Source organism: Stenotrophomonas sp. T8 (assembly GCF_051853085.1).
GTDB classification, from domain to species: Bacteria; Pseudomonadota; Gammaproteobacteria; order Xanthomonadales; family Xanthomonadaceae; genus Stenotrophomonas; species Stenotrophomonas sepilia.
In genome coordinates this window covers 2,249,154-2,268,179 of sequence record NZ_CP195329.1, presented here as the reverse complement: position 1 = coordinate 2,268,179, position 19,026 = coordinate 2,249,154, and the positions used below count along the sequence as shown (strand labels likewise).

Here is a 19,026-nt window from a genome sequence, read left to right as displayed (position 1 = left end):
CTGGGCGTTCGGGCGCTTGCGAAGCAATGCTTCGCAAGCGAAGCGCCCTCACCCATGGGGGCTCGGTCGCGCCATCCATGGCGCTCACGCCCCCGCAACCGGACCCACCCCGCCTTCTGTTGGAATGGCTCTTGGGGTCAGATCCGTTTTCCGGAGGAAAACGGATCTGACCCCTGATTGATTTCGATATCTGACAGAAGTGTCGACCAAGGTCGACACCTACCAACCGCCATCGGAATCTGTCAGAGGTGGGGCGGTGTCGGAGTGCGGGGTGTCAGCCGCATGGATGCGGCTGCCAAGCTTACAGGGACGTACTTGCAGCGTCCCCGTACTCCGACACCGCCGCGCCATTCCACGGAGAGCGCGCTTTTGATTTTGCTGTTGAAGTTGCCGGCCAGCAGGTGCAGGGCTGCAAGCCCTGCCGAACCCCCCCCCCCTAATCGTGACCGCTGTCGTCCAGGCTGATGATGCCGCGCCGCAGTGCCTGGGTTACCGCATGCGTGCGATCACCCACGCCGAGCTTGTCCATCAGGCTTTTCATGTGCGCCTTCACCGTCTGCTCGGAAATCTGCATGCGCTCGCCGATGCGCTTGTTCGACAGCCCTCCGGCCACGTGCCGCAGTACCTCGGTCTCGCGCCGCGACAAGCGATCTTCCACCACGTGCGCGGCGATGCTGGCTGCCACCGCCGGGGGAATCGGTGCGCGCCGGCCGCCGGCGACCATGCGGATGGTGTCGACCAGTTCATGGCGCAGCATGTCCTTCAGCAGGTACGCGCTGGCGCCGGCCTGCAGCGCCCGCACCGCACGTACGTCACCGCGGTAAGTGGTCAGCACGATGATGCGCGCGCGTGGGTCCAGCGCGCGGATCCGCACGATGGCTTCCACACCATCCAGGCGGGGCATCTGCAGGTCCATCAGCACGACGTCGGGCTGCAGCTGCTGGTAGCGTGCGATGGCTTCCTCGCCATCGGCGGCCTCGCCGAGCAGGCGCAGGTCGGCATGAGCGCCCAGCAGTGCCGCCAGTCCATCACGCAGCAGCGGGTGGTCGTCGACCACCAGCACGCCGATCGGGGCAGGGGACTCAGTCATGGTTTTCTCTACTCCAGGGCCAATGCCAACGCGATCGGCGGCGGTGATACAGCCGCCGGGCCGGGACTGCCAGCGCGACTTCGGTACCCAGCCCGGGGCGGGTCCACAGCTGCAGTTCCGCGCCGAGGCGCTGGGCGCGCTCACGCATGCCCTGCAGGCCCCAATGGCCATGGCCGGCGTTCTCGTCGGCAATGCCGGCACCGTCGTCGCGCACGTGCAGCAGAAAACAACGCGTGCCATAGGACAGTTCCACTTCAATGGCACTGGCATTGGCATGGCGCAACGCATTGCGGATGGCCTCGCGCCCGATCAGGAACACCTCTTCGGCCGCGTCGGCCTGCAGCGGTGGCGTCGCGCCTTCCACGGTCAGGCGCAGGGGATTGATGCCATGCCCGGCGTATTCGGCGTGCACGTCGGCCAGTGCCGAAGCGAGGTCGCGGCCCGCGAACGGCCCCTCGCGCAGCGCATTGACCCGCTCGCGACCCTCGGCCAGGTTGCGCTCGGCCAGCTGCATCGCTGACTCAAGCTGGCTGCGCACCGGCTCTGGTGTCTGCGCTGACTGGCTGATCGCGTGCAGGCGCAGGATCAGGCCCTGGCTACCCTGCAGCAGGGTGTCGTGCAGGTCGCGCGCGATGCGTTCGCGCTCGCCATTGCGTTCCTGCAGGCGCGCGCGGAACAGTGCGGCCAGCTGCCCGCTGCGGATGCGCACCGCCAGCACCAGCAGTGCAAGCACGGCGGCGGTGCACAGCAGCTTGAACCACACGGTCTGCACGAAGGTGGGAGCGATGCGGAAGCTGCGGCTGGCCGGTGCGGTGCTCCAGATGCCGTCCTCGTTGGCGGCTTCCACCTCGAACCGGTAGCCGCCGGGCGCGAGGTTGGTGTAATACGCACGTGTGCTGCTGCCCGCGTCCTGCCAACCATCATCCACGCCCGACAGGCGGTAGCGGTATCGGTTGCGCTCCGGACGTGCCAACGACAGCGCCACGTAATCGATTTGCAGCTGGCTGGTGCCTGCCGGGAGGCGCAGGCCATCGCGTAGCGGCGCGTGCTCGCTGCCATACAGCACCTCGCCGATACGCACGCTGGGAGCCATCGTATTGACGTGCGAGCGGGTGGTGTCCAGCCAGGCCAGGCCCTGGTTGGTGGCCAGCCACAGCAGGCCGTCGTCGGCCAGGGCGGCGGTAGCGATCGGTCCGCTCTGCAGGGCGATGCCGGGCATGCCGTCGATGGCATCGAACAGGCGTGGCGTCACTGGCAGGCCGGAGCGCAGGGCACGGCGCAGCAACCCGCTTTCCATCCGTACCAGGCCACGGCTGCCGTTGAGCCACAGGTGTCCATTGGCATCGGCGACCATGCCGGTGATGCCCTCCAGGACACCGGCCATGTCGGTGCGCACCGGGACGAACCGGCCGTTGCCCAGCCGTGCCGCCAGCCCCGCTTCGCCGGCGACCAGCAGAAGGTCCCGGTGGTGCAGCATCGCGGTGATCGGCCCTACCGACAGGCCGTCCCCGGCGCCGAAGCTCTCGGTGCCATTTGCACCCAGGCGGCGCAGGCGGCCATCGGCATAGCCGAGCAGCAGCTGGCCATCGGCATCCAGCGCCAGCGATGAGCAGGCCTGCTCGGGCAGGCGGATTTCACGTTGCCACTGGTCATGCTGGTAGTGCAGCACCCCGCGTTCTCCGGCGCAGACCCAGGCCTGTCCGTCATCGGGGAACAACAGGGCATGCAGCGGCTGCCCGGTGAACGGCGCCGGCAGCGGGATCAGTGTGGTGTGGCCGGCGACCGTGCGCGCGAGGTTGACCCAGTCGAACTGCCAGATCGGCGTGGGTGCCTGGCGCGCGGCGGCCTGCAGCTGCGTGGCGCTGCCATCCAGCAGGGGGCGCCGCAGGTCGTAGGGCTTGAGGTCTTCGCCATAGCCATACACGCGCCCATCGCTGGCCCGTACCAGCGAGCGGTAGGGATCGCTCGGGCCGACCACCAGGGCGTGCACGCTGCGTGCGCGGAAGCGGTTGAGGCCGAGATTGGTGCCGACCCAGAGATTGCCTTCGCGATCGACGATGATCGGCACTGCCGATGTGGCGGTCAGTCCTTGCGGCGTATCGAAGCGTTCCATGCGCACGGCCCGGGTGCCGTCGAAGGTGATGCGGGCGACGCCGCCGTGCGGGCTCATCGTGGCCCACAGCGCGCCATCGGCAGTGAACTGCAGGCGCGCAGCAACCAGTTCCGGCAACCGCCGCGCCTCACGTTCGCCGGCCGCCAGCAGACCCTGCGCGTTGGCCAGCGGCGAGGTGCCGCGCACCCGGTCGGCCAGCCATACTTCACCCTGCGGGCTTTCGGCCAGCGTCGCCATCTGCGAGACCGCGATGCCGGTGTCCTCGAACGCGGTCTGGCCCGCCGCACGCATCCAGATCTTCAGGTCGGCCAGCACCCAGAACCTGCCCCGGCTGTCGTGCAGCACCCACTGCGCACGGCGCTCTGGCAGGCCGGCAGCGGCCGGCAGTGGCTGCCAGCGATGTCCGTCAAAGCGGCGCAGCCCGCCATTGATCGCCTCCCAGAGCTGGCCCTGGCGATCCTGGCTGAAGCGTGGGACCACGCCGACCGGCACCCCCTGCTCGCGGCCGTAGCTGCGCAGCTGCCCATGCGTGAACTGGCTGATGCCGGCCTGGAAGTAGCCGATCCACAGCGCACCGCCGGCGGCATGCGCCAGCGTGACCATGTTGGTGGATGGGAACTGGCTGCCGGCGGGCGCTGCCTGCCGTTCGAAGCGACGGCCATCGAAGCGGTACAGGCCCGAGCCGGTAGCCAGCCACAACAGGCCCTCACGGTCCTGGGCAATGTCCCAGATATCGCCCGGCGCGCCCTGGCCGACACGCCAGGCGGTGTGTTCGTAATCGGGCAGCCCGCCGCTCACCGGCGGGCGCTGCACGGCAAAGGCGGGCAGGGAGGTCAACAGCAGCAGGCACGTCAGCAGCGTCGGCAAGCGACGCACGGACGGGAAGGGGCGGCCACGCATGGCGCGCATTCTGGCAGGTGTGGGGCAGTCCGGGGTGACCCGAACGGGGTAGGCGGCGTGCGCCGGCGTCGGCTATCACGCCGGCATGCCCTCCGGAGCCCCGCCATGCAGCGCCTGTTCGTGATGTTCCCCGACCGCGGTCCGGGCATCGGCCTGCTGTGGTTGCGGTTGTGCCTGTCCGCTGCGCTGTTGACGCCCGGCATGCAGGCGGGCGGGTGGTCGGCGTTGTGCCTGCTGGCAGTGCTGATGCTCGTGCTGGGTGCGTTGACGCCGCTGGCGGCGCTGATGGCGGCCGTGGGCATGTTCGCGCAGCAGGCGCCGTGGCCGCAGGCGGTGCTGCCATTGGCGCTGTTGATGCTGGGCCCTGGCGCCTATTCATTGGATGCGCGGTTGTTCGGGCGCCGCCTGCTCGGCCGTCGGCCTCCCCCATTCGGGTAGGTGCTGGCCTCGACCGACGGGGGTAGGGCATCACGCAGGGGTCACGCACCATGGGGCACCCCTTCGCGGCGTCCCGCATGGCCACCCTCTTCCCGCCTGATCCGCCCGCCGCTTCACTGGCACCGCAACAGGCCGCCGCGTTGCAGCGCGCCCTGCGCTATGTCGATGAGCATCTGTCGCAGCCGCTGCGGGTGACCGAGCTGGCGGCGGCCGCCTGCGTCAGCCGCTTCCATCTGGTACGCCTGTTCCGCGCCGGTACCGGCGCCAGCCCGCTGCGCTATGTCCGCCGCCGTCGCATCGAGCGCGCGCGCGAGCTGCTGCCGGGCGCGCAGCTGCCGATGGCCTGCCTGGCCCAGCAGCTGGGCTTCTTCGACCAGAGCCATTTCGTCCGCAGCTTCCGCGCGGAGACCGGCTGCAGCCCCGGCCAGTACGTTGCCGGCGATGCCGCCCTGTTGCATCCCCTTGATCGTGTTTCCAACGGAGTCCACCCATGAGCCTTGCCACCGCCACTCCCGCCCCGGCGCTGCTGTCGCCGACCGACCACGCCCTGGTGCTGATCGACTTCCAGTCGCAGATGGCGTTCGCCACCCACACCATCGACATCTCCGCGCTGCGCAACAACGTGTCGCTGATCGGCAAGGGCGCCAAGGGCTTCAATGTACCGGTCGTGCTGACCACAGTCGCCGAAGCATCGTTCTCCGGGCCGATGTTCCCGGAACTGCCGCAGATCTTTCCGGGCCAGACGGTGTTCGATCGCACCTCGATGAACACCTGGGAAGACCAGCCTGTGATCGATGAGATCAACCGCATCGGCAAGCGCCGTCTGGTCATCGCCGGCCTGTGGACCAGCGTCTGCATCGTCGGCCCGGCACTGTCGGCGCTGGCGCAGGGCTTTGAGGTGTATGTGATCACCGATGCCTGTGGCGATGTCAGCGAGGAAGCGCACGAGCGTGCGATTACCCGCATGGTGCAGGCCGGCGCGGTGCCGATGACCAGCGTGCAGTACCTGCTCGAACTGCAGCGCGACTGGGCACGGGGTGAAACCTACGACCTGACCACCGGCATTGCGCGCGACCACGCCGGCGGCTACGGCATCGGCATCCAGTACGCCAAGCGGATGTTCGGTGCGCAGGAAGGCGGGCACTGAGCATGGTTGCCGGCCATGGCCTCGACCTGGCCCTGCTGATGCTGCGCGTGGCGGCAGGAGGCTTCCTGCTGCCGCACGCGCTGGGCAAGCTGTTCGGCTGGTTCGGGGGGCCGGGGCTTTCCGGCTTCGCCACCGAGCTGCGCGGTTTCGGGCTGCCGGCAGTGGCACCGTTGCCATTGCTGTTGGCCTTGCTGCAGGTGTTGTCCGGGCTGGCCGTGCTGCTGGGGTGGCAGACCCGCATCGCTGCGCTTGCAGCGGCTGCCTTCATCGGCTTCACCGTGCTGTTGGCCCTGCCCAAGGGCTGGTTCTGGATGCGCGGCGGCAGTGAGTACCCGTTGATGTGGACCACGGTGCTGCTGGCCCTCGCGCTGGCCGGCCCCGGCGCCTGGGCGCTGGACGGCCAACGCTTTCCGGGAGAATTCGCATGAGTCACGATCCCCTCGATCATGGCCGCCGCAACGTGGTGCTGGCCAGCGGCGCCGCTGTTGCGCTCGGCCTGGCAGGTCGCGCCGGTGCCGCACTCGATTCCACTTCCAAGGAGCGTCGCATGAGCACGCTGGTCATCCGCAATGCCCGCATTACCACCCTCGACCCGCAGCAGCCGCATGCGCAGGCGCTGGCTGTACAGGAAGGCCGCATCGTGGCCGTCGGCAGCGACGAGGAGATCATGCGCGGCTGGGGCAATGAAGCGACCTTGATCGACGCCCAGGGCCGGCGCCTGCTGCCCGGCCTCAACGACAGCCACACTCACCTGATCCGTGGTGGCCTGAACTACAACCTGGAGCTGCGCTGGGACGGCCTGCGTTCGCTGGGCGACGCCCTGGACATGCTGAAGGCCCAGGTAGACCGTACTCCCGCGCCGCAGTGGGTCCGCGTGGTCGGTGGCTTCACCGCCGCGCAGTTCAACGAGAAGCGCCTGCCGACGCTGCAGGAGCTCAACGACATCGCACCGGATACGCCGGTGTTCCTGCTGCACCTGTATGACCGCGCACTGCTCAACCGCGCCGCGCTGCGCGCCTGCGGCTACAGCAAGGACACACCGGATCCGCCGGGTGGCCAGATCGTGCGCGATTCGCTGGGCAACCCGACCGGGCTGCTGCTGGCCAAGCCCAATGCGCTGATCCTGTACGCCACGCTGGCCAAGGGCCCGCGCCTGCCGATCGAATACCAGGCCAACTCGACGCGCCATTTCATGCGCGAACTGAACCGGCTTGGCATCACTTCGGTGATCGACGCCGGCGGTGGCTTCCAGAACTACCCCGAGGACTACCAGGTCATCGAGCAGCTGCATCGCGATGATCAGCTGACGGTGCGCATCGCCTACAACCTGTTCACCCAGAACAAGGGCAGGGAAGTGGATGACTTCCGTGGCTGGAGCGAGATCCTGCAGCCGCGCCAGGGCGATGACCTTCTGCGCCACAACGGCGCGGGCGAGATGCTGGTGTTCTCTGCCGCCGACTTCGAACTGTTCAACGAGCCGCGCCCGGAACTGCCGCCGGAGCTGGAGCCCGAACTGCACGACGTGGTGAAGCTGCTGGTCGAGAAGCGCTGGCCGTTCCGCATCCACGCCACCTACGACGAGAGCATCACCCGCATCCTGGATGTATACGAACAGGTCAACCGGGAGGTGCCGTTCGATGGCCTGCACTGGTTCATCGACCACGCCGAGACCATCACTCCGCGCAATATCGAGCGCATCCGCGCGCTGGGTGGGGGTATCGCCGTGCAGCACCGCATGGCTTACCAGGGCGAAGCCTTCGTCGAGCGCTACGGTGTGCAGGCGGCACAGCACACGCCGCCGGTCAGGCGCATGTTGGCCGAGGGCGTGCCGGTGGGCGCAGGCACCGACGCCACCCGCGTGGCCAGCTACAACCCGTGGGTGGCGTTGTCCTGGCTGGTGACCGGGCGCACCGTGGGCGGGTTGGCCCTGTATGGCGAGGAAAACCTGCTCGAACGCGAGCAGGCGCTGCGCCTGTGGACCCAGGGCAGCGCCTGGTTCTCCGGCGACGAAGCAGTGAAGGGGACATTGAAGGTTGGTCAGCTGGCCGACTTCATCCTGCTCTCGGCCGATTTCTTCCGCGTCGACGACGCGCAGATCGCCGACATCACCAGCATGCTGACCGTGGTCGGCGGGCGCATCGTGCACGCCGACGGCGATTATGCTGGGCTGGCGCCGCAGCTGCCGCCGGCGATGCCGGACTGGTCGCCGGTCAACCGGTTCGGTGGTTACCATGTCGGCGGTGCTGCCACCGGGTTGGCAGCTGCCCATCGCCACCATCACGGTGTGGCCTGCAGTACGCATGGTGCTCACGGGCATGCCGCGCAGCATGCGGCGCCCACCGATGACCTGACCGCCTTCTGGGGCGCGATGGGATGCTCGTGCTTCGCGTTCTGAGCCTGGCGCTGCTGTCCGTGCCCTCGCTGGCGCTGGCCTGCGAAGGCGGCCGCTGCAGCGACGCGGGCAACGGCGAGCTGCAGCTGGACGCATCGCTGCGCCTGCGTGGCCTGTACTACGACCCGACCCGGTTCGGTATCGGCGGCGGCGAAGATGGCTATGGCCTGCTGCGTGCACTGGCTTCGGCCACCTATGTGGAGGACACCTGGCAGGCAAAACTGCAGCTGGGCGTGCATGCCGAGAATGGCAAGGCAGGCGGCCCGGGCCGCACCGACCGTGGTGCCTTGGACGTGCAGCAGGCGTACTGGCGCTGGCAGCGCGGTGGCTTCCATGTGCAGCTCGGCCGGCAGGAAGCCGGCTATGGCAGCTCGCGGCTGTTGTCGGTGCGCGATGGGCCGAACATCCGCCTGGCCTTCGACGGTGCGCGCCTGGGCTGGAAGGGGCGGCTCGGCACGCTTGACTTGATGGCCCTGCGGCCGGTCGAGAACCGGCCGGGTGCCTTTGATGATCGCAGCGAACACGGTGCGCACCTGTGGGGTGCCTATGCCACCGCGGCACGCGGGCAGGGCGTGGGACAGTGGGATCTGTACCTGCTGGACTACCGCCGCGACGGTGCGCGCTTTGCGGCGGGCTCCGGAACCGAGCGCCGGCAGACCCTCGGTGCACGCTGGTTCGGCCAGGCTGGTGCACTGGACTGGAACAGCGAGCTGGTGGCGCAGGGCGGTGAGCTGCGTGCCGCCACCGGCACCCTCGACATCCGTGCATGGACGCTGGCGACCGACACCGGCTGGCGCTGGAGGGATGTGCCGCTGCAACCGCGCGTGGGCCTGAAGGCCGACGTCGCCAGTGGCGATGGCAACCTGCACGACCGGCGATTGGGCACCTTCAATGCACTGTTCCCGAAATCGGCCTACTTCAGCGAGGCCAGCCTGCTGGCCCCGGCCAATCTGCTGGACCTGCAGCCGACCCTGGCCCTGCGCCTGCACGATGCGGTGACGACGGAACTGGGCGTACAGATGGCCTGGAAGCATCGTCGTGCCGATGCGGTCTACACCACGCCGGCGCCGCTGGTGGCGTTGCCGGGCAGCGCCGGTGGCGCGCGCCGCATCGGCACCCAGTACAAATCCGAAACCCGCTGGCAGGCCAGCGAACACTGGCAATGGCAGCTGCAGCTGGCCTGGGTCGACGCCGGTCCTGCACTGAAGCAGGCTGGAGGCCAGGACACGCTGTTCGCCTCGATCGTTGGAGCATGGCAATGGTGAACGCAACCTCGTCGCAACCCCCCGTACAGGCCGCAGGGGCCTGGTCCCCGCTGAAGATCCAGATGTTCCGTTCGATCTGGCTGGCGATCCTGGCCAGCAACATCGGCACCTGGGTCAATGATGTGGCCGCCGCCTGGGTGATGGCCGAGCGCACCGGTTCGCCGTTGATGGTGGCCCTGGTGCAGTCGGCCACCACAGTGCCGATCGTGCTGCTGGCGCTCGCTGCCGGCACCCTGGCCGACATTGTCGATCGTCGGAAGTACCTGTTGGCGACCCAGGGCTGGATGCTGCTGGTGGCCGCAGCGATGGCTGCGTTGACCGCGATGGACCTGCTGACCCCGCAGTTGCTGGTGCTGCTGACCTTCTGCATGGGCTGCGGTGCGGCGATGGCAATGCCCGCGCAGGCCGCCATCGTCTCCGAACTGGTGCCGCAGCCGATGCTGGCCTCGGCGGTGGCGCTGAACTCGATCGGCATCAATATCGCCCGTTCGATCGGCCCGGCCATCGGCGGCGTGATCGTCGCCCAGCTGGGTGCGGTCTGGGCGTTCGGCTTCAATGCCATCACCTTCGCCGCAATGCTGTTCGTGGTGTGGGGCTGGAAGCGCGACCCAAAGCAGTCGAGCTTGCCGCCGGAAGGCTTCGGTGCCGGATTGAAAGCGGGCCTGCGCTACGCCAGCCGTGCCGGACGGCTGCAGGCGGTGCTGATCAAGTCGGTCGGCTTCTTCTTCTTCGCCGCGGCAATGAACGCGCTGTTGCCGGTGGTGGTGCGTGGGCAGATGCAGGGTGGGGCGGGGCAGTACGGCATGCTGCTGGGCTGCATCGGCATCGGTGCAGTGGGCGGTGCGTTGCTGCTGCCGAAGCTGCGCGCACAGCTGGATCGCGACCTGCTGGTACTGCTGGCGACGTTGTCGCTGGCCCTGAGCCTGGTCGGGCTGGCGCTGACCCGCAGCTGGTACGTGCTTCCGGCGGTGATGCTGGTCAATGGTTTTGCGTGGATCACCGTGCTGTCGTCGCTGCAGATCGCTGCGCAGACTGCGGTTCCGGCATGGGTACGTGCGCGTGCGCTGGCGCTGTACATCATGGTGTTCTCTGCCGGCATGGCCGCCGGCGGCCTGAGCTGGGGCGCGCTCGCTCAGCGCACCTCGCCCGAACTGGCGTTGCTGGTGGCAGCGGCCGGTGCGGTGATCGGCGGATTGCTGGTGTGGCGCGTGCGCATCGCCGGCACCGAGGACCTGAACCTGCGCCCGGCCGGGCACTGGCCGGCACCCGAGCTGTCGGTGCCGGTGTCGAACGATCGAGGTCCGGTGCTGGTCACCATCGAGTATCGCATCGATGATGCTGATCGTGCCGCGTTCCAGGCGCAGATGCGCGCGATGGGATCCATCCGTCGTCGCGACGGTGCGGTGGTCTGGGGCGTAGTCGAAGACGTGGCAACACCGGGAATCCACCTGGAGTATTTCGTGACCCCGTCATGGCTGGAGCACCTTCGCCAGCACGAGCGCATCACCGCCGACGACAAGGCGATCCAGGAAGAACTACGCGGATTGCATCGGGGAGAGCGCGCGCCGGTGGTGCGCCACTTCGTGGGTGGCCATGATCCGCTGCCCGCCTCCGTGCCACATCACCATGCCGACATCTGAGCCGTCGCGGCTAGAGCCGGCCGCTCGCCGGCTGCGCAGGATCGCGATGGATTGATCGGGGTGCCGGCCAGTGGCCGGCACTACCGAAGGGGCGGCGGTTGACCTGCCAGTGGTAGAACCGGCCGCTGGCCGGCTGTGCAGGATCGCGAAGGATTGATCGGGGTGCCGGCCAGCGGCCGGCACTACCGAAGCGGAGGCGGTTGACCTGCCGGTGGTAGAGCCGGTCGCTGGCCGGCTGTGCAGGATCGCGACGGGTTGATCGGGTTGCCGGCCAGTGGCCGGCACTACCGAAGTGGCGGCGGCACCGTTGCGGCGCCGCCGCGATACCTCACTTGCGTGCGAATGCCAGCAGGTCGGCGTTGAACTGGTCGGCGTGGGTGATGGTCAGGCCATGCGGCGCACCGGCGTACACCTTCAGTTCGGCATCCTTGATGATCTGCGAGGACAGCTTGGCCGAGGCATCGAACGGCACGATCTGGTCGTCATCGCCGTGCACGACCAGCGCCGGCACGTCGATCTTCTTCAGGTCCTCGGTGTAGTCCACTTCCGAGAATTCGTGCACGCAGTCGTACTGGCCCTTGACGCCACCGAGCATGCCCTGCAGCCAGAACGCATCGCGCATGCCCTGGGTGACGTTGTTGCCATCCCGGTTGGCGCCGAAGAACGGGGTGGTCAGGTCCTTGAAGAACTGCGAACGGTCGCCGCCGGTACCCTTGCGGATACCGTCGAAGACCTCCAGCGGGGTGCCGGCGGGGTTGCCAGCGGTCTTCAGCATCAGCGGCGGCACGGCGCCGACCAGCACCACCTTGGCCACGCGCGCGCTGCCGTGGCGGCCGATGTAATGGGCCACTTCACCGCCGCCGGTGGAATGGCCGACCAGGATCGCGTCCTTCAGGTCCAGCGCTTCGATCACCGCGGCCAGGTCATCGGCATAGGTGTCCATGTTGTTGCCATCCCAGGTCTGGCTGGAGCGTCCGTGGCTGCGGCGATCGTGGGCGACCACGCGAAAGCCGTTCTGGCCCATGAACAGCATCTGCGGATCCCAGGCATCGGAAGTCAGCGGCCAACCGTGGGCGAACACGATCGGCTGGCCGGTGCCCCAATCCTTGTAGAAGATGCGGGCGCCATCGGCGACGGTGACGAAGTTGCTCATTGCAGGTTCCTTGGCGGAAGGGAGGGAAGGCTTCGGCAGGATGCCGGTGCCTTCGGCAGTACAGCGCAGGCGCAGGCGACCGACTTGCACGGCTGTGCTGGATTGCATCGGATGTGACGCGTATCGCTCTGGCAGGACGGGAGCCGTGTGCCGAGGATGAGCGCAGCCCGCCACAGGAACGCACGGATGCCCGCCATGCGATGGTCGCTGATGCTGTGCCTGCTGCTGCCCATGGCAGCGCCGGCACAGACCCATGTCTACAAGTGCGTGGATGGACCGCACCCGGTCTACCAGCAGACACCCTGCCAGGGGCGCGCCGCATGGCGCTGGGACGTGCCCGCGGAGCAGTCATTGTCCCGCGGCGCTGTGGCGCCAGCGGCCTCGACACCGAAGCCATCGCCCCGGCCACGGCGTGCGGCGCGGGCGCACGGTGCGCTGATCACGATCAGCACGGATGCGGCGGCCTGCGAGCGTGCCCGGCGTCATCGCGAGCAGGCGTTGCTCAAGCGTCGGCGCCTGGATTTCGTGCAGCGCCGGCAGCTGGATGACGCGGTCTACGGCGCCTGCCAGTGACGCGGGGACGCTGAAGTGCCGAAAACGACAACGGCGCCATAGGGCGCCGTCGCGTGGAGTACCGTGAGTGCAGCTCTCAGCGACCGTTGCTGGCGGCCGCCGGTGCGGGCACGCTGTCCGGCTTGGGCAGGCTGAACTCCGGGTTGCCCTGTTCGGCCTGCAGGATCTGGATGCGGCGCTGCAGGGCGTCCAGCTGGCTGTTGGTGCTCTGCACGTCGGTGCTGAGGCTCACGGCCTGCTGCTGGGCCTGCTGCAGGGCGGCGCTGACCTGGGCCGACTGCGCCTGCTGCTGTTCCATTTCCTGCTGCAGGGTACGCAGGCGTTCCTCGTTGTAGGCCACCAGGCGCTCGGTGTAGCGCTTGCCGGCTTCAAGGCGGGTGGTGTCGATGTAGACCTGGGCCAGCTGTTCGGACTGCTGCGCGAAGGTGCGGTAGACGCGCTCGGCGTTGTCCACCGCATCGGTCTTGATCACCCGCCAGAAGTTCTTCTCCTGGAACAGGGCGACGTAGTAGGTCAGGGTGTTGGCATTGAACAGCAGGCTGGCGCCGTAGTTGCCGTTGTAGGTGGTGCGCAGCTCGGTCAGCTGGCGCGAGTCCATCAACTGCTTGAGTTCGTCCACGGTATTGCGCACCACCGGCGCGCTGCGCGCCGGTTCGGCTGCCGCCTCACGGTCGCCACGTGCAGCCATCGCTGCCGGTGCCACCAGCATCATGACCACGGCCAGCACTGCCGCGCTGCGCGCGTGCCGGGCAAAGACCGCGCCCCCTGAAGTTTCTCGCATGTCTAGACCATCCACGGATGAGTGTGGGTTGATATGAAGGTGGTTCCCCGCCGGGAGTCTAGCATGGGTGTGGGCGCCGCCAAGGGCGCCCGTCACGGGTCAGTAGACCAGCTGTGCGGCGCTGCACTGGATCGACTGCACGTTGACGTCGGTCCGGCCCAGTTCAAGGCCCAGCACGCTGGCCAGCAGGTTGGTCAGCAGGGTGCCGACACTGTTGAGCACCGGCCGCAGTGCGGCCAGGATCGGCTTCAGCACGGTGCACAGCAGGCCGCTGCAGCTGACGCTGCCATCGGGGTTGGTGACACCCGTTCCCCCCGCACCATCGAGAAAGCCGACAGGTGCGGTCTGGATGTACGACGCCAGATTGTTGCGCACGCAGCCGTTGTAATCGATCAGGTTGCCGAGCAGGCTGTCGCAGCGGTTGATCAGCAGGCCGCCGACCAGCGAGCCAAGCAGGCCATCGAGCAGGCCCAGGCCCTGGCCGGTGACGGTCGTCCTGTAACCGGTCCACACCGAACCGTCTTCCCAGCAGGTGGTCAGGCCCAGCAGGCAGGGCTTGGGGACGCCATGCTTCACCGTCCAGTTGCCCAGCGGGGCGAGATTGCGTGCCGGATCGCCATCGCGCAGCAGCGGGATGACCTGGTCGACGTTGTAGCGTCCGCCAGTGGGAAAGGCCGCCTGCAGGTAGCGATCGGCCAGCGCCTTGGCGGTGTCGTTGGCGTTCATGCCCTGCTTGGGCGAATTGAGCATGCCCGACAGCACCCGTAGCAGTTCGTTCACCAGGCTCGACACTGCGTCACCGATCGCGAGCGGGTTGAACCGGGTCGAGCCGGTCTCACCGGCGGCCAGGGTCAGGGTCTGCGTGCTGGTCAGGGCAGGCAGGGTAATCCTGTCGTTGATCAATGGTTGGCCCAGCAGCTTCAGCAGCTGTTCGTCCTGCAGCGTGGCGTCGCAGACATTGGCCTTGGAGAAGCGCTGTGCAGGGTCGACATTGCCGACGCAGGCGCGCAGCACCGACGAGTCCACCTGGATCGTGGCCTTGGGTGGATTGCCGCCGCACTGGATGCCGGTCAGTGTGCCCATGCCGTTGGCCACGTCGACGTGCAGCGGCAGGTGCAGGCGCGTGCCAAGCAGGTTCAGCAGCGGCCCCAGGGCGAACAGGTTGTTGCTGTCCACGTCCGCCATCAGCCGCACCTGCGCGTTGTAGGCACGGCTGCCGACACCGCCGATGGCGATCGATGGCGGCTCGACCACGCCTGCCTGGATGCTGATGCCCAGCAGGTCCAGTCCCTTGACCGCCACGCCGTTGCCATCGTTGGCGATGGAGATCGCGGTGCTGATCAGGTTGAGCACGTTGATCTGTGACTCCAGTGCGCTGCCGACTGTGCCGTCGGGCGAGACAACTTCGGCAAACAGGCCACCGCCGCCGGACTGGCTGCCAAGCACGATGTTGAGCTTGTTGATGTCCAGCTGGGTGGCAACCAGATCGGACAGGGCGCGCAGCTGCACCCCCACTGCGGAGTCACGGCCGACCACGGTGGCGGTGGCATCGACCAGCTGTGCCAGCGAAATCTTGTTGACCGACAGCAGGCGGTTGAAATCGGCCACGCTGAGGTTGGCGCTTACCGGTATGTTGAGCGCTTTCAGCAGGCCGGACGGAGTCACGTTGGCCTGCGCCAGGCCGTCATAGGACAGCACCGTGGCATTGGTGACGTCCAGGCCAACCAGGCGCAGGGTGGACAGCAGCACTGAATCGCCATTGGTCCGTAGCAGCTGCGAGCCGACCGCAAACACCGCGGTGGGTTCGGCACGGCGCGCCACGGCCTGCACGCTCACGGTGGGCAGGCCGGAAGTCTGCCCGAAGAAGGGCAGCACGCTGCGCTCGGCGATCACCTGAACGGCATTGCGGGGATTGCTGGCATCGACGCTGGTGACGAAGCGGGTGCCGGTGCCACGGCTGGCGCTCCAGTTGCCGCAGCGGATCTGCAGGGTGCCTGCGAACCCGTTCTGGGCCACCGCATTCTGCCGGGCAGCGCTGTTGTCGCTGTTGTCCGGGCTGCACAGCTCCAGTCGCTGTGCGCCGGCCAGAGCGGCAAGGTCGGCCACCTTCTGCGCATCACGCTTGGCCCAGAACAGATAGCCGATCTCGATCAGGCCCAGCATGGCCAACAGCGCCAGCATGACCAGCATCATCGTGACCGACATGCCGCCGCGTGCGCGGCTGAAACTGAACTGGCGTGGGCGTTTCATGGCCGACCTCAGCGTCCGGAGGAGGAGGCGTCCTTGGACCGGGAGACATCGGTCTCAAAGAAGTCCGGGATCTCGTGTTCAAAGCTCTTCAGGTAACGCGCATAGCTCAGCGTGGCCTGGTCACCCAGGATCGGCAGCCGCTGGCCGGCCTGCTGCCCGGAGGCCTGCAGGCGGAACAGATTGCGGGTCGCCTCGCCGCTGGGCAGGCGCGCGCGCGGTGCTGCGGGCGATGCTGGTGCGACGTCGTTTGCGACGGTTGCCGGTTGCGCGCCAGTCACCTCGGCGGATGCGGCGGGTGCGGCCAACTCCACGGTGGGGAGCGGTTCGGCCTGCATGGGCACCGTGGCCGCTGGCGACGGCGAGGGGCCACCGAGCATCTGTCCGGTCAATGGCTGTTGCTGCGCCTGCACGGCACCGGCAACAAGCAGGCAGCACAGCACGGGCAACAGGCGTCGGATCTGGCGCATCGTGGTCATGGTGTGCTTCCGGTCGGGTGGTCGGTGGCGCTGAAGCGTTCCAGCATCGAGGGTGGCAGGCGCTGCGGATCGCGTTGGTCGCGCGGGTCGCGGTGGGGTTCGCCCGCCAGCCGTGCGCCGCCCGATGCACGAGCGCCACTCTCGACGCTGGCCGTATGTGCAGGTGTGGCTGCGTTGGCGGCAGCAGCGGCCTGTCGTTGCTGCAGGCGCGTCCGGATCTGCTGGGCCTGCTGCTGGATGCTTCGGCGCGTTTCCTCGTTGAGGCTGGCCTGTGCCGATAGCCGCTCCGCCGTGGCCTGGTCGCCGCGCAGTACCGCCCAGAGTGCAAGGTTGGCCGTTGCCTTGGCGTTGCCCGGTGAAAGCTCCAGGGCCTTGGCCAGCGGCTCGCGGGCCTGATCGAACCGGCCGGCACGCAGCCGTGCATAGCCCAGGTCGCCAAGGTAGTCGGTGTTCAAGGGCTGCAGCTGCGTAGCGCGCGCCAGGGCCTGTTCGCTGCCGGCATCGTCGTCGCGACGTGCGGCGATCAGGCCCAGGCCATGTGCCGCAGCGGCGGCCTGCGGCCCGCTGGACAGCTCGCGATACAGCGCGACCGCCGCGTCGGTCTGGCCGGTCTCACGCAGTGCGTCGGCCTGCAGCAGGCGCAGGGCAGGACGATCACCATAGCGCTGGCGGAAGGCCTCCACATGGGCCAGCGAGGCATACCAGGCGCCCTGCTGCTGCATGCGTTCGATCAGCTCCAGATAGGCGTTGCGGCTGTCCTGCGGATCGGGTTCCGGCGGCGCAAGGCTGGGCGCCCGCACATACTTCGGCGTGGTCGAGGCGCAGCCACTGGCCAGGGCGGCGAGGGTGACGGCAAGCAGCAGGCAGGAGGTGTGCAGGGGAGGCATCAGGGGGATCCCATCTTGGACAGGGTGGTGGCCAGCGCGACCAGCGCCGGGCCGGCAAGCACCAGCATCAGTGCCGGCAACAGGGTCAGCATCATCACCACGGTCATCTTCACCGAGAGCTTGCCGACCTTTTCCTTCAACGCGTTGCGGCGCTGTTCGCGCAGGCGGAGGCTGAACTGGCGCAACGGCTCCTGCACTGCGCCGCCGTGCGCATGCACCTGCAGGATCAACTGCATCAGGCTGGCCAGGTCATCATCGGCGTAGACCTCGCTCAGCCGCCGCAATGACTGCGCGCGCGTGCGGCCATGGGTATAGGCCACATTGGCTTCCTGCAGTTCGCCGCCGAGTACCGGCAATGCATCGCGCAGCTTGTCGCCCAGCGTCTGCAGGCTCTGGTCCATGCTGAAGCCCACGCCCTGCAGCAGGCGCAGCAGGTCGATCAGCAGGGGCAGCTCGTTCTCGACCGCACGGCGGCGGCGCTTGACCCACGACGACAGCACGAACTTCGGCAGCAGCAGCCCGGCCGCCAGCGCACCGATCACCACCATCACCTTGGCAAGCCCGTGCGCGCTGCTGAACGCCAGCGCCAGCGCCAGCACCAACAGGGCAAGCAGCAGGCGCAGGCCGAGATAGATCGCGGTGCCGCGGCGCGTGTTCCAGCCAGCCAGGTCCAACAGCAGCTTGTCTTCGTTGGCAAGCAGTGCGGCCTCCAGGCGGCCGCCACTGAGCGAGCGCCCGAAGCGCTCGATCCAGCCCAGTGAGTCGCGGCGCGTGGCCTCGGTGTCGCGGCCTTCTTCACGCGGCTGAAGGGCGGTTTTCAGTGTGGCTGAGGTGCGGTGCTCGCGATGGCTGCGCACCCAGCCGGCGATACCGAGCAGGGCGACGCCGGCTGCCAGCACCAGCAGCGAAAGGGCGAACCAGGCGCTGGCGCTCATCGGGCACCTCCGGGGCGGCTGCGGGCGGTCATAGCGATTTGGCCAGGCGGTACAGCAGGAACGCCCCGAGCAGTTCCAGGCCCAGTGCGATCAGCAGGATCCTGTGACCGAGCGGGTCGTGCAGCACCGGCTGGAAGAACGCCGGGCTGGAGATCGCCATCAGCACCGCACTGGCGGGTGGCAGCAGCCCCAGCACCCAGGCCGACATCCGTGTTTCCGAGGTGGTGGCCGCCAGTTCCTGCTGGGCCTGTTCCAGGTCGCGCATGAAATCGCCCATGCGTTGCAGGATCTGGTCGGCGCGGCCACCGATGCGCACGCTCACGCCGATCACCACTGCCAGCACCTTCAGTACGTCCATCCGGTACGGCTGCGCGGCCAGGCTCAATGCACGATCCAGGTCCATGCCGCTGCGCGCATAGCGCACCGTGGTGTCGAGCAGGCCGCGCAGTGGCGCGCTGGTCTGCATCGAAGACACCTGGAACGCGGCCTGCAGGCTGTTGCCCAGCGCGGTGAGGCGGACCAGGTTGTCGAGAAAGTCCGGCATCTGGTGCAGCAGCTGCGCGCGCAGCTTCGTGATCCGGCGCATCACCCACAGCCAGCAGCCCAGCAGGTACAGCAGCAGGGTCAGCGGAAACATCCAGGCCGTGCCCAGCCGCATCGCCGCCACGACCGCAAGCACCAGTCCCGGCACCAGCAGCATCAGTGGCAGCTTCCAGCCCGGCTGAAGGCCGGCGCGCTGCAGGACACCGTCCCACGGCAGTACACGGGTTCCGGCGCTGGCCGGGCGGGTCGAATCGTTGGCCGCCGCAACGGCAGGCCCGGCCGGTACCGCGCCGGCCGCGCTGCCGCGCGCCAGCTGTTGCTCGGCATGCTGCAGCGAGGCCTGGCGCTGCTCACGGCTGGCGGCGGTGCCCCATAGCCAGACGGCCAGCGCCAGCAGCACCGAGATGATGCTCAACACGCCCAGCAGCAGGCCGGTGCCCATG

17 protein-coding genes are annotated in these 19,026 nt (G+C 68.2%); 8 read left to right on the top strand and 9 right to left on the bottom strand.

Features of this window, described 5'->3' with window-relative positions; translation table 11 throughout:
• Positions 1–436: 436 nt before the first annotated feature.
• The gene (locus ACSDHM_RS10625) at positions 437–1,090 is read right to left on the bottom strand and encodes a response regulator (RefSeq protein ID WP_227838203.1); all 654 of its coding nucleotides are present in this window, start codon (positions 1,088–1,090) and stop codon (positions 437–439) included.
• Complete coding sequence (locus ACSDHM_RS10620) at positions 1,083–4,112, bottom strand: sensor histidine kinase (RefSeq protein WP_439426259.1); 3,030 nt, start codon at positions 4,110–4,112, stop codon at positions 1,083–1,085. The genes ACSDHM_RS10625 and ACSDHM_RS10620 overlap by 8 nt, the downstream gene beginning before the upstream one ends.
• Before the next feature lie 96 nt (positions 4,113–4,208).
• Between ACSDHM_RS10620 and ACSDHM_RS10615 the strand changes: the two genes are divergently transcribed.
• The 7 genes from ACSDHM_RS10615 (at position 4,209) to ACSDHM_RS10585 (ending at position 10,985) form a co-directional block, all read left to right on the top strand.
• Positions 4,209–4,541 (top strand): hypothetical protein, encoded by a 333-nt coding sequence (locus ACSDHM_RS10615; protein ID WP_439426258.1) that lies wholly within the window; start codon positions 4,209–4,211, stop codon positions 4,539–4,541.
• 50 nt (positions 4,542–4,591) lie between these two features.
• Complete coding sequence (locus ACSDHM_RS10610; protein WP_072167487.1) at positions 4,592–5,035, top strand: helix-turn-helix transcriptional regulator; 444 nt, start codon at positions 4,592–4,594, stop codon at positions 5,033–5,035.
• Positions 5,032–5,688 carry a hydrolase gene (locus tag ACSDHM_RS10605; RefSeq protein WP_005417006.1) on the top strand — a complete coding sequence of 219 codons (657 nt, stop codon included), beginning with the start codon at positions 5,032–5,034 and terminating at the stop codon, positions 5,686–5,688. Before ACSDHM_RS10610 ends, ACSDHM_RS10605 begins: the two co-directional genes overlap by 4 nt.
• Positions 5,689–5,690: 2 nt before the next feature.
• Positions 5,691–6,116: a DoxX family protein gene (locus ACSDHM_RS10600; protein ID WP_005417004.1), complete on the top strand. Its 426-nt coding sequence runs from the start codon at positions 5,691–5,693 to the stop codon at positions 6,114–6,116.
• Between the two features lie 119 nt (positions 6,117–6,235).
• The gene (locus ACSDHM_RS10595) at positions 6,236–8,083 is read left to right on the top strand and encodes an amidohydrolase (RefSeq protein WP_439426977.1); all 1,848 of its coding nucleotides are present in this window, start codon (positions 6,236–6,238) and stop codon (positions 8,081–8,083) included.
• Complete coding sequence (locus ACSDHM_RS10590; RefSeq protein WP_353762639.1) at positions 8,062–9,345, top strand: alginate export family protein; 1,284 nt, start codon at positions 8,062–8,064, stop codon at positions 9,343–9,345. The genes ACSDHM_RS10595 and ACSDHM_RS10590 overlap by 22 nt, the downstream gene beginning before the upstream one ends.
• Complete coding sequence (locus ACSDHM_RS10585; RefSeq protein WP_353080436.1) at positions 9,339–10,985, top strand: MFS transporter; 1,647 nt, start codon at positions 9,339–9,341, stop codon at positions 10,983–10,985. The genes ACSDHM_RS10590 and ACSDHM_RS10585 overlap by 7 nt, the downstream gene beginning before the upstream one ends.
• A gap of 328 nt (positions 10,986–11,313) precedes the next feature.
• Here the strand turns inward: ACSDHM_RS10585 and ACSDHM_RS10580 are convergent, their stop codons facing one another.
• Positions 11,314–12,138, bottom strand: coding sequence for an alpha/beta fold hydrolase (locus tag ACSDHM_RS10580; protein WP_353080437.1), 825 nt, complete (start codon positions 12,136–12,138; stop codon positions 11,314–11,316).
• 186 nt (positions 12,139–12,324) lie between these two features.
• On the opposite strand from ACSDHM_RS10580, the gene ACSDHM_RS10575 reads away from it, so the two are divergent.
• On the top strand, positions 12,325–12,711 hold the full coding sequence (locus ACSDHM_RS10575; protein ID WP_088497886.1) for a hypothetical protein: 387 nt from the start codon (positions 12,325–12,327) through the stop codon (positions 12,709–12,711).
• 76 nt (positions 12,712–12,787) lie between these two features.
• Here ACSDHM_RS10575 and ACSDHM_RS10570 read toward each other — a convergent pair whose 3' ends face one another.
• From ACSDHM_RS10570 to ACSDHM_RS10545, 6 genes are all read right to left on the bottom strand, one after another.
• Positions 12,788–13,492 carry a DUF2968 domain-containing protein gene (locus ACSDHM_RS10570; RefSeq protein WP_439426257.1) on the bottom strand — a complete coding sequence of 235 codons (705 nt, stop codon included), beginning with the start codon at positions 13,490–13,492 and terminating at the stop codon, positions 12,788–12,790.
• Positions 13,493–13,591: 99 nt separating this feature from the next.
• Entirely contained in the window at positions 13,592–15,742 is a 2,151-nt protein-coding gene (locus tag ACSDHM_RS10565; protein WP_439426256.1) for a TadG family pilus assembly protein, read from the bottom strand.
• Between the two features lie 8 nt (positions 15,743–15,750).
• Positions 15,751–16,218 carry a DUF3613 domain-containing protein gene (locus ACSDHM_RS10560; protein WP_072167497.1) on the bottom strand — a complete coding sequence of 156 codons (468 nt, stop codon included), beginning with the start codon at positions 16,216–16,218 and terminating at the stop codon, positions 15,751–15,753.
• Positions 16,215–17,105 (bottom strand): Flp pilus assembly protein TadD, encoded by an 891-nt coding sequence (locus ACSDHM_RS10555; RefSeq protein ID WP_072167498.1) that lies wholly within the window; start codon positions 17,103–17,105, stop codon positions 16,215–16,217. Before ACSDHM_RS10555 ends, ACSDHM_RS10560 begins: the two co-directional genes overlap by 4 nt.
• Positions 17,105–18,040: a type II secretion system F family protein gene (locus ACSDHM_RS10550; protein WP_069138312.1), complete on the bottom strand. Its 936-nt coding sequence runs from the start codon at positions 18,038–18,040 to the stop codon at positions 17,105–17,107. The genes ACSDHM_RS10555 and ACSDHM_RS10550 overlap by 1 nt, the downstream gene beginning before the upstream one ends.
• 28 nt (positions 18,041–18,068) lie before the next feature.
• Positions 18,069–19,025 (bottom strand): type II secretion system F family protein, encoded by a 957-nt coding sequence (locus ACSDHM_RS10545; RefSeq protein WP_088497882.1) that lies wholly within the window; start codon positions 19,023–19,025, stop codon positions 18,069–18,071.
• Position 19,026 lies beyond the last annotated feature (1 nt).

Bases quoted from the DNA above. Each gene is read 5' to 3' on its own strand.
- ACSDHM_RS10625 (WP_227838203.1), bottom strand. From the start codon at position 1,090: ATGACTGAGTCCCCTGCCCCGATCGGCGTGCTGGTGGTCGACGACCAC.
- ACSDHM_RS10620 (WP_439426259.1), bottom strand. From the start codon at position 4,112: ATGCGCGCCATGCGTGGCCGCCCCTTCCCGTCCGTGCGTCGCTTGCCG.
- ACSDHM_RS10615 (WP_439426258.1), top strand. From the start codon at position 4,209: ATGCAGCGCCTGTTCGTGATGTTCCCCGACCGCGGTCCGGGCATCGGC.
- ACSDHM_RS10610 (WP_072167487.1), top strand. From the start codon at position 4,592: ATGGGGCACCCCTTCGCGGCGTCCCGCATGGCCACCCTCTTCCCGCCT.
- ACSDHM_RS10605 (WP_005417006.1), top strand. From the start codon at position 5,032: ATGAGCCTTGCCACCGCCACTCCCGCCCCGGCGCTGCTGTCGCCGACC.
- ACSDHM_RS10600 (WP_005417004.1), top strand. From the start codon at position 5,691: ATGGTTGCCGGCCATGGCCTCGACCTGGCCCTGCTGATGCTGCGCGTG.
- ACSDHM_RS10595 (WP_439426977.1), top strand. From the start codon at position 6,236: ATGAGCACGCTGGTCATCCGCAATGCCCGCATTACCACCCTCGACCCG.
- ACSDHM_RS10590 (WP_353762639.1), top strand. From the start codon at position 8,062: ATGCTCGTGCTTCGCGTTCTGAGCCTGGCGCTGCTGTCCGTGCCCTCG.
- ACSDHM_RS10585 (WP_353080436.1), top strand. From the start codon at position 9,339: ATGGTGAACGCAACCTCGTCGCAACCCCCCGTACAGGCCGCAGGGGCC.
- ACSDHM_RS10580 (WP_353080437.1), bottom strand. From the start codon at position 12,138: ATGAGCAACTTCGTCACCGTCGCCGATGGCGCCCGCATCTTCTACAAG.
- ACSDHM_RS10575 (WP_088497886.1), top strand. From the start codon at position 12,325: ATGCCCGCCATGCGATGGTCGCTGATGCTGTGCCTGCTGCTGCCCATG.
- ACSDHM_RS10570 (WP_439426257.1), bottom strand. From the start codon at position 13,492: ATGCGAGAAACTTCAGGGGGCGCGGTCTTTGCCCGGCACGCGCGCAGC.
- ACSDHM_RS10565 (WP_439426256.1), bottom strand. From the start codon at position 15,742: ATGAAACGCCCACGCCAGTTCAGTTTCAGCCGCGCACGCGGCGGCATG.
- ACSDHM_RS10560 (WP_072167497.1), bottom strand. From the start codon at position 16,218: ATGACCACGATGCGCCAGATCCGACGCCTGTTGCCCGTGCTGTGCTGC.
- ACSDHM_RS10555 (WP_072167498.1), bottom strand. From the start codon at position 17,105: ATGCCTCCCCTGCACACCTCCTGCCTGCTGCTTGCCGTCACCCTCGCC.
- ACSDHM_RS10550 (WP_069138312.1), bottom strand. From the start codon at position 18,040: ATGAGCGCCAGCGCCTGGTTCGCCCTTTCGCTGCTGGTGCTGGCAGCC.
- ACSDHM_RS10545 (WP_088497882.1), bottom strand. From the start codon at position 19,025: ATGGGCACCGGCCTGCTGCTGGGCGTGTTGAGCATCATCTCGGTGCTG.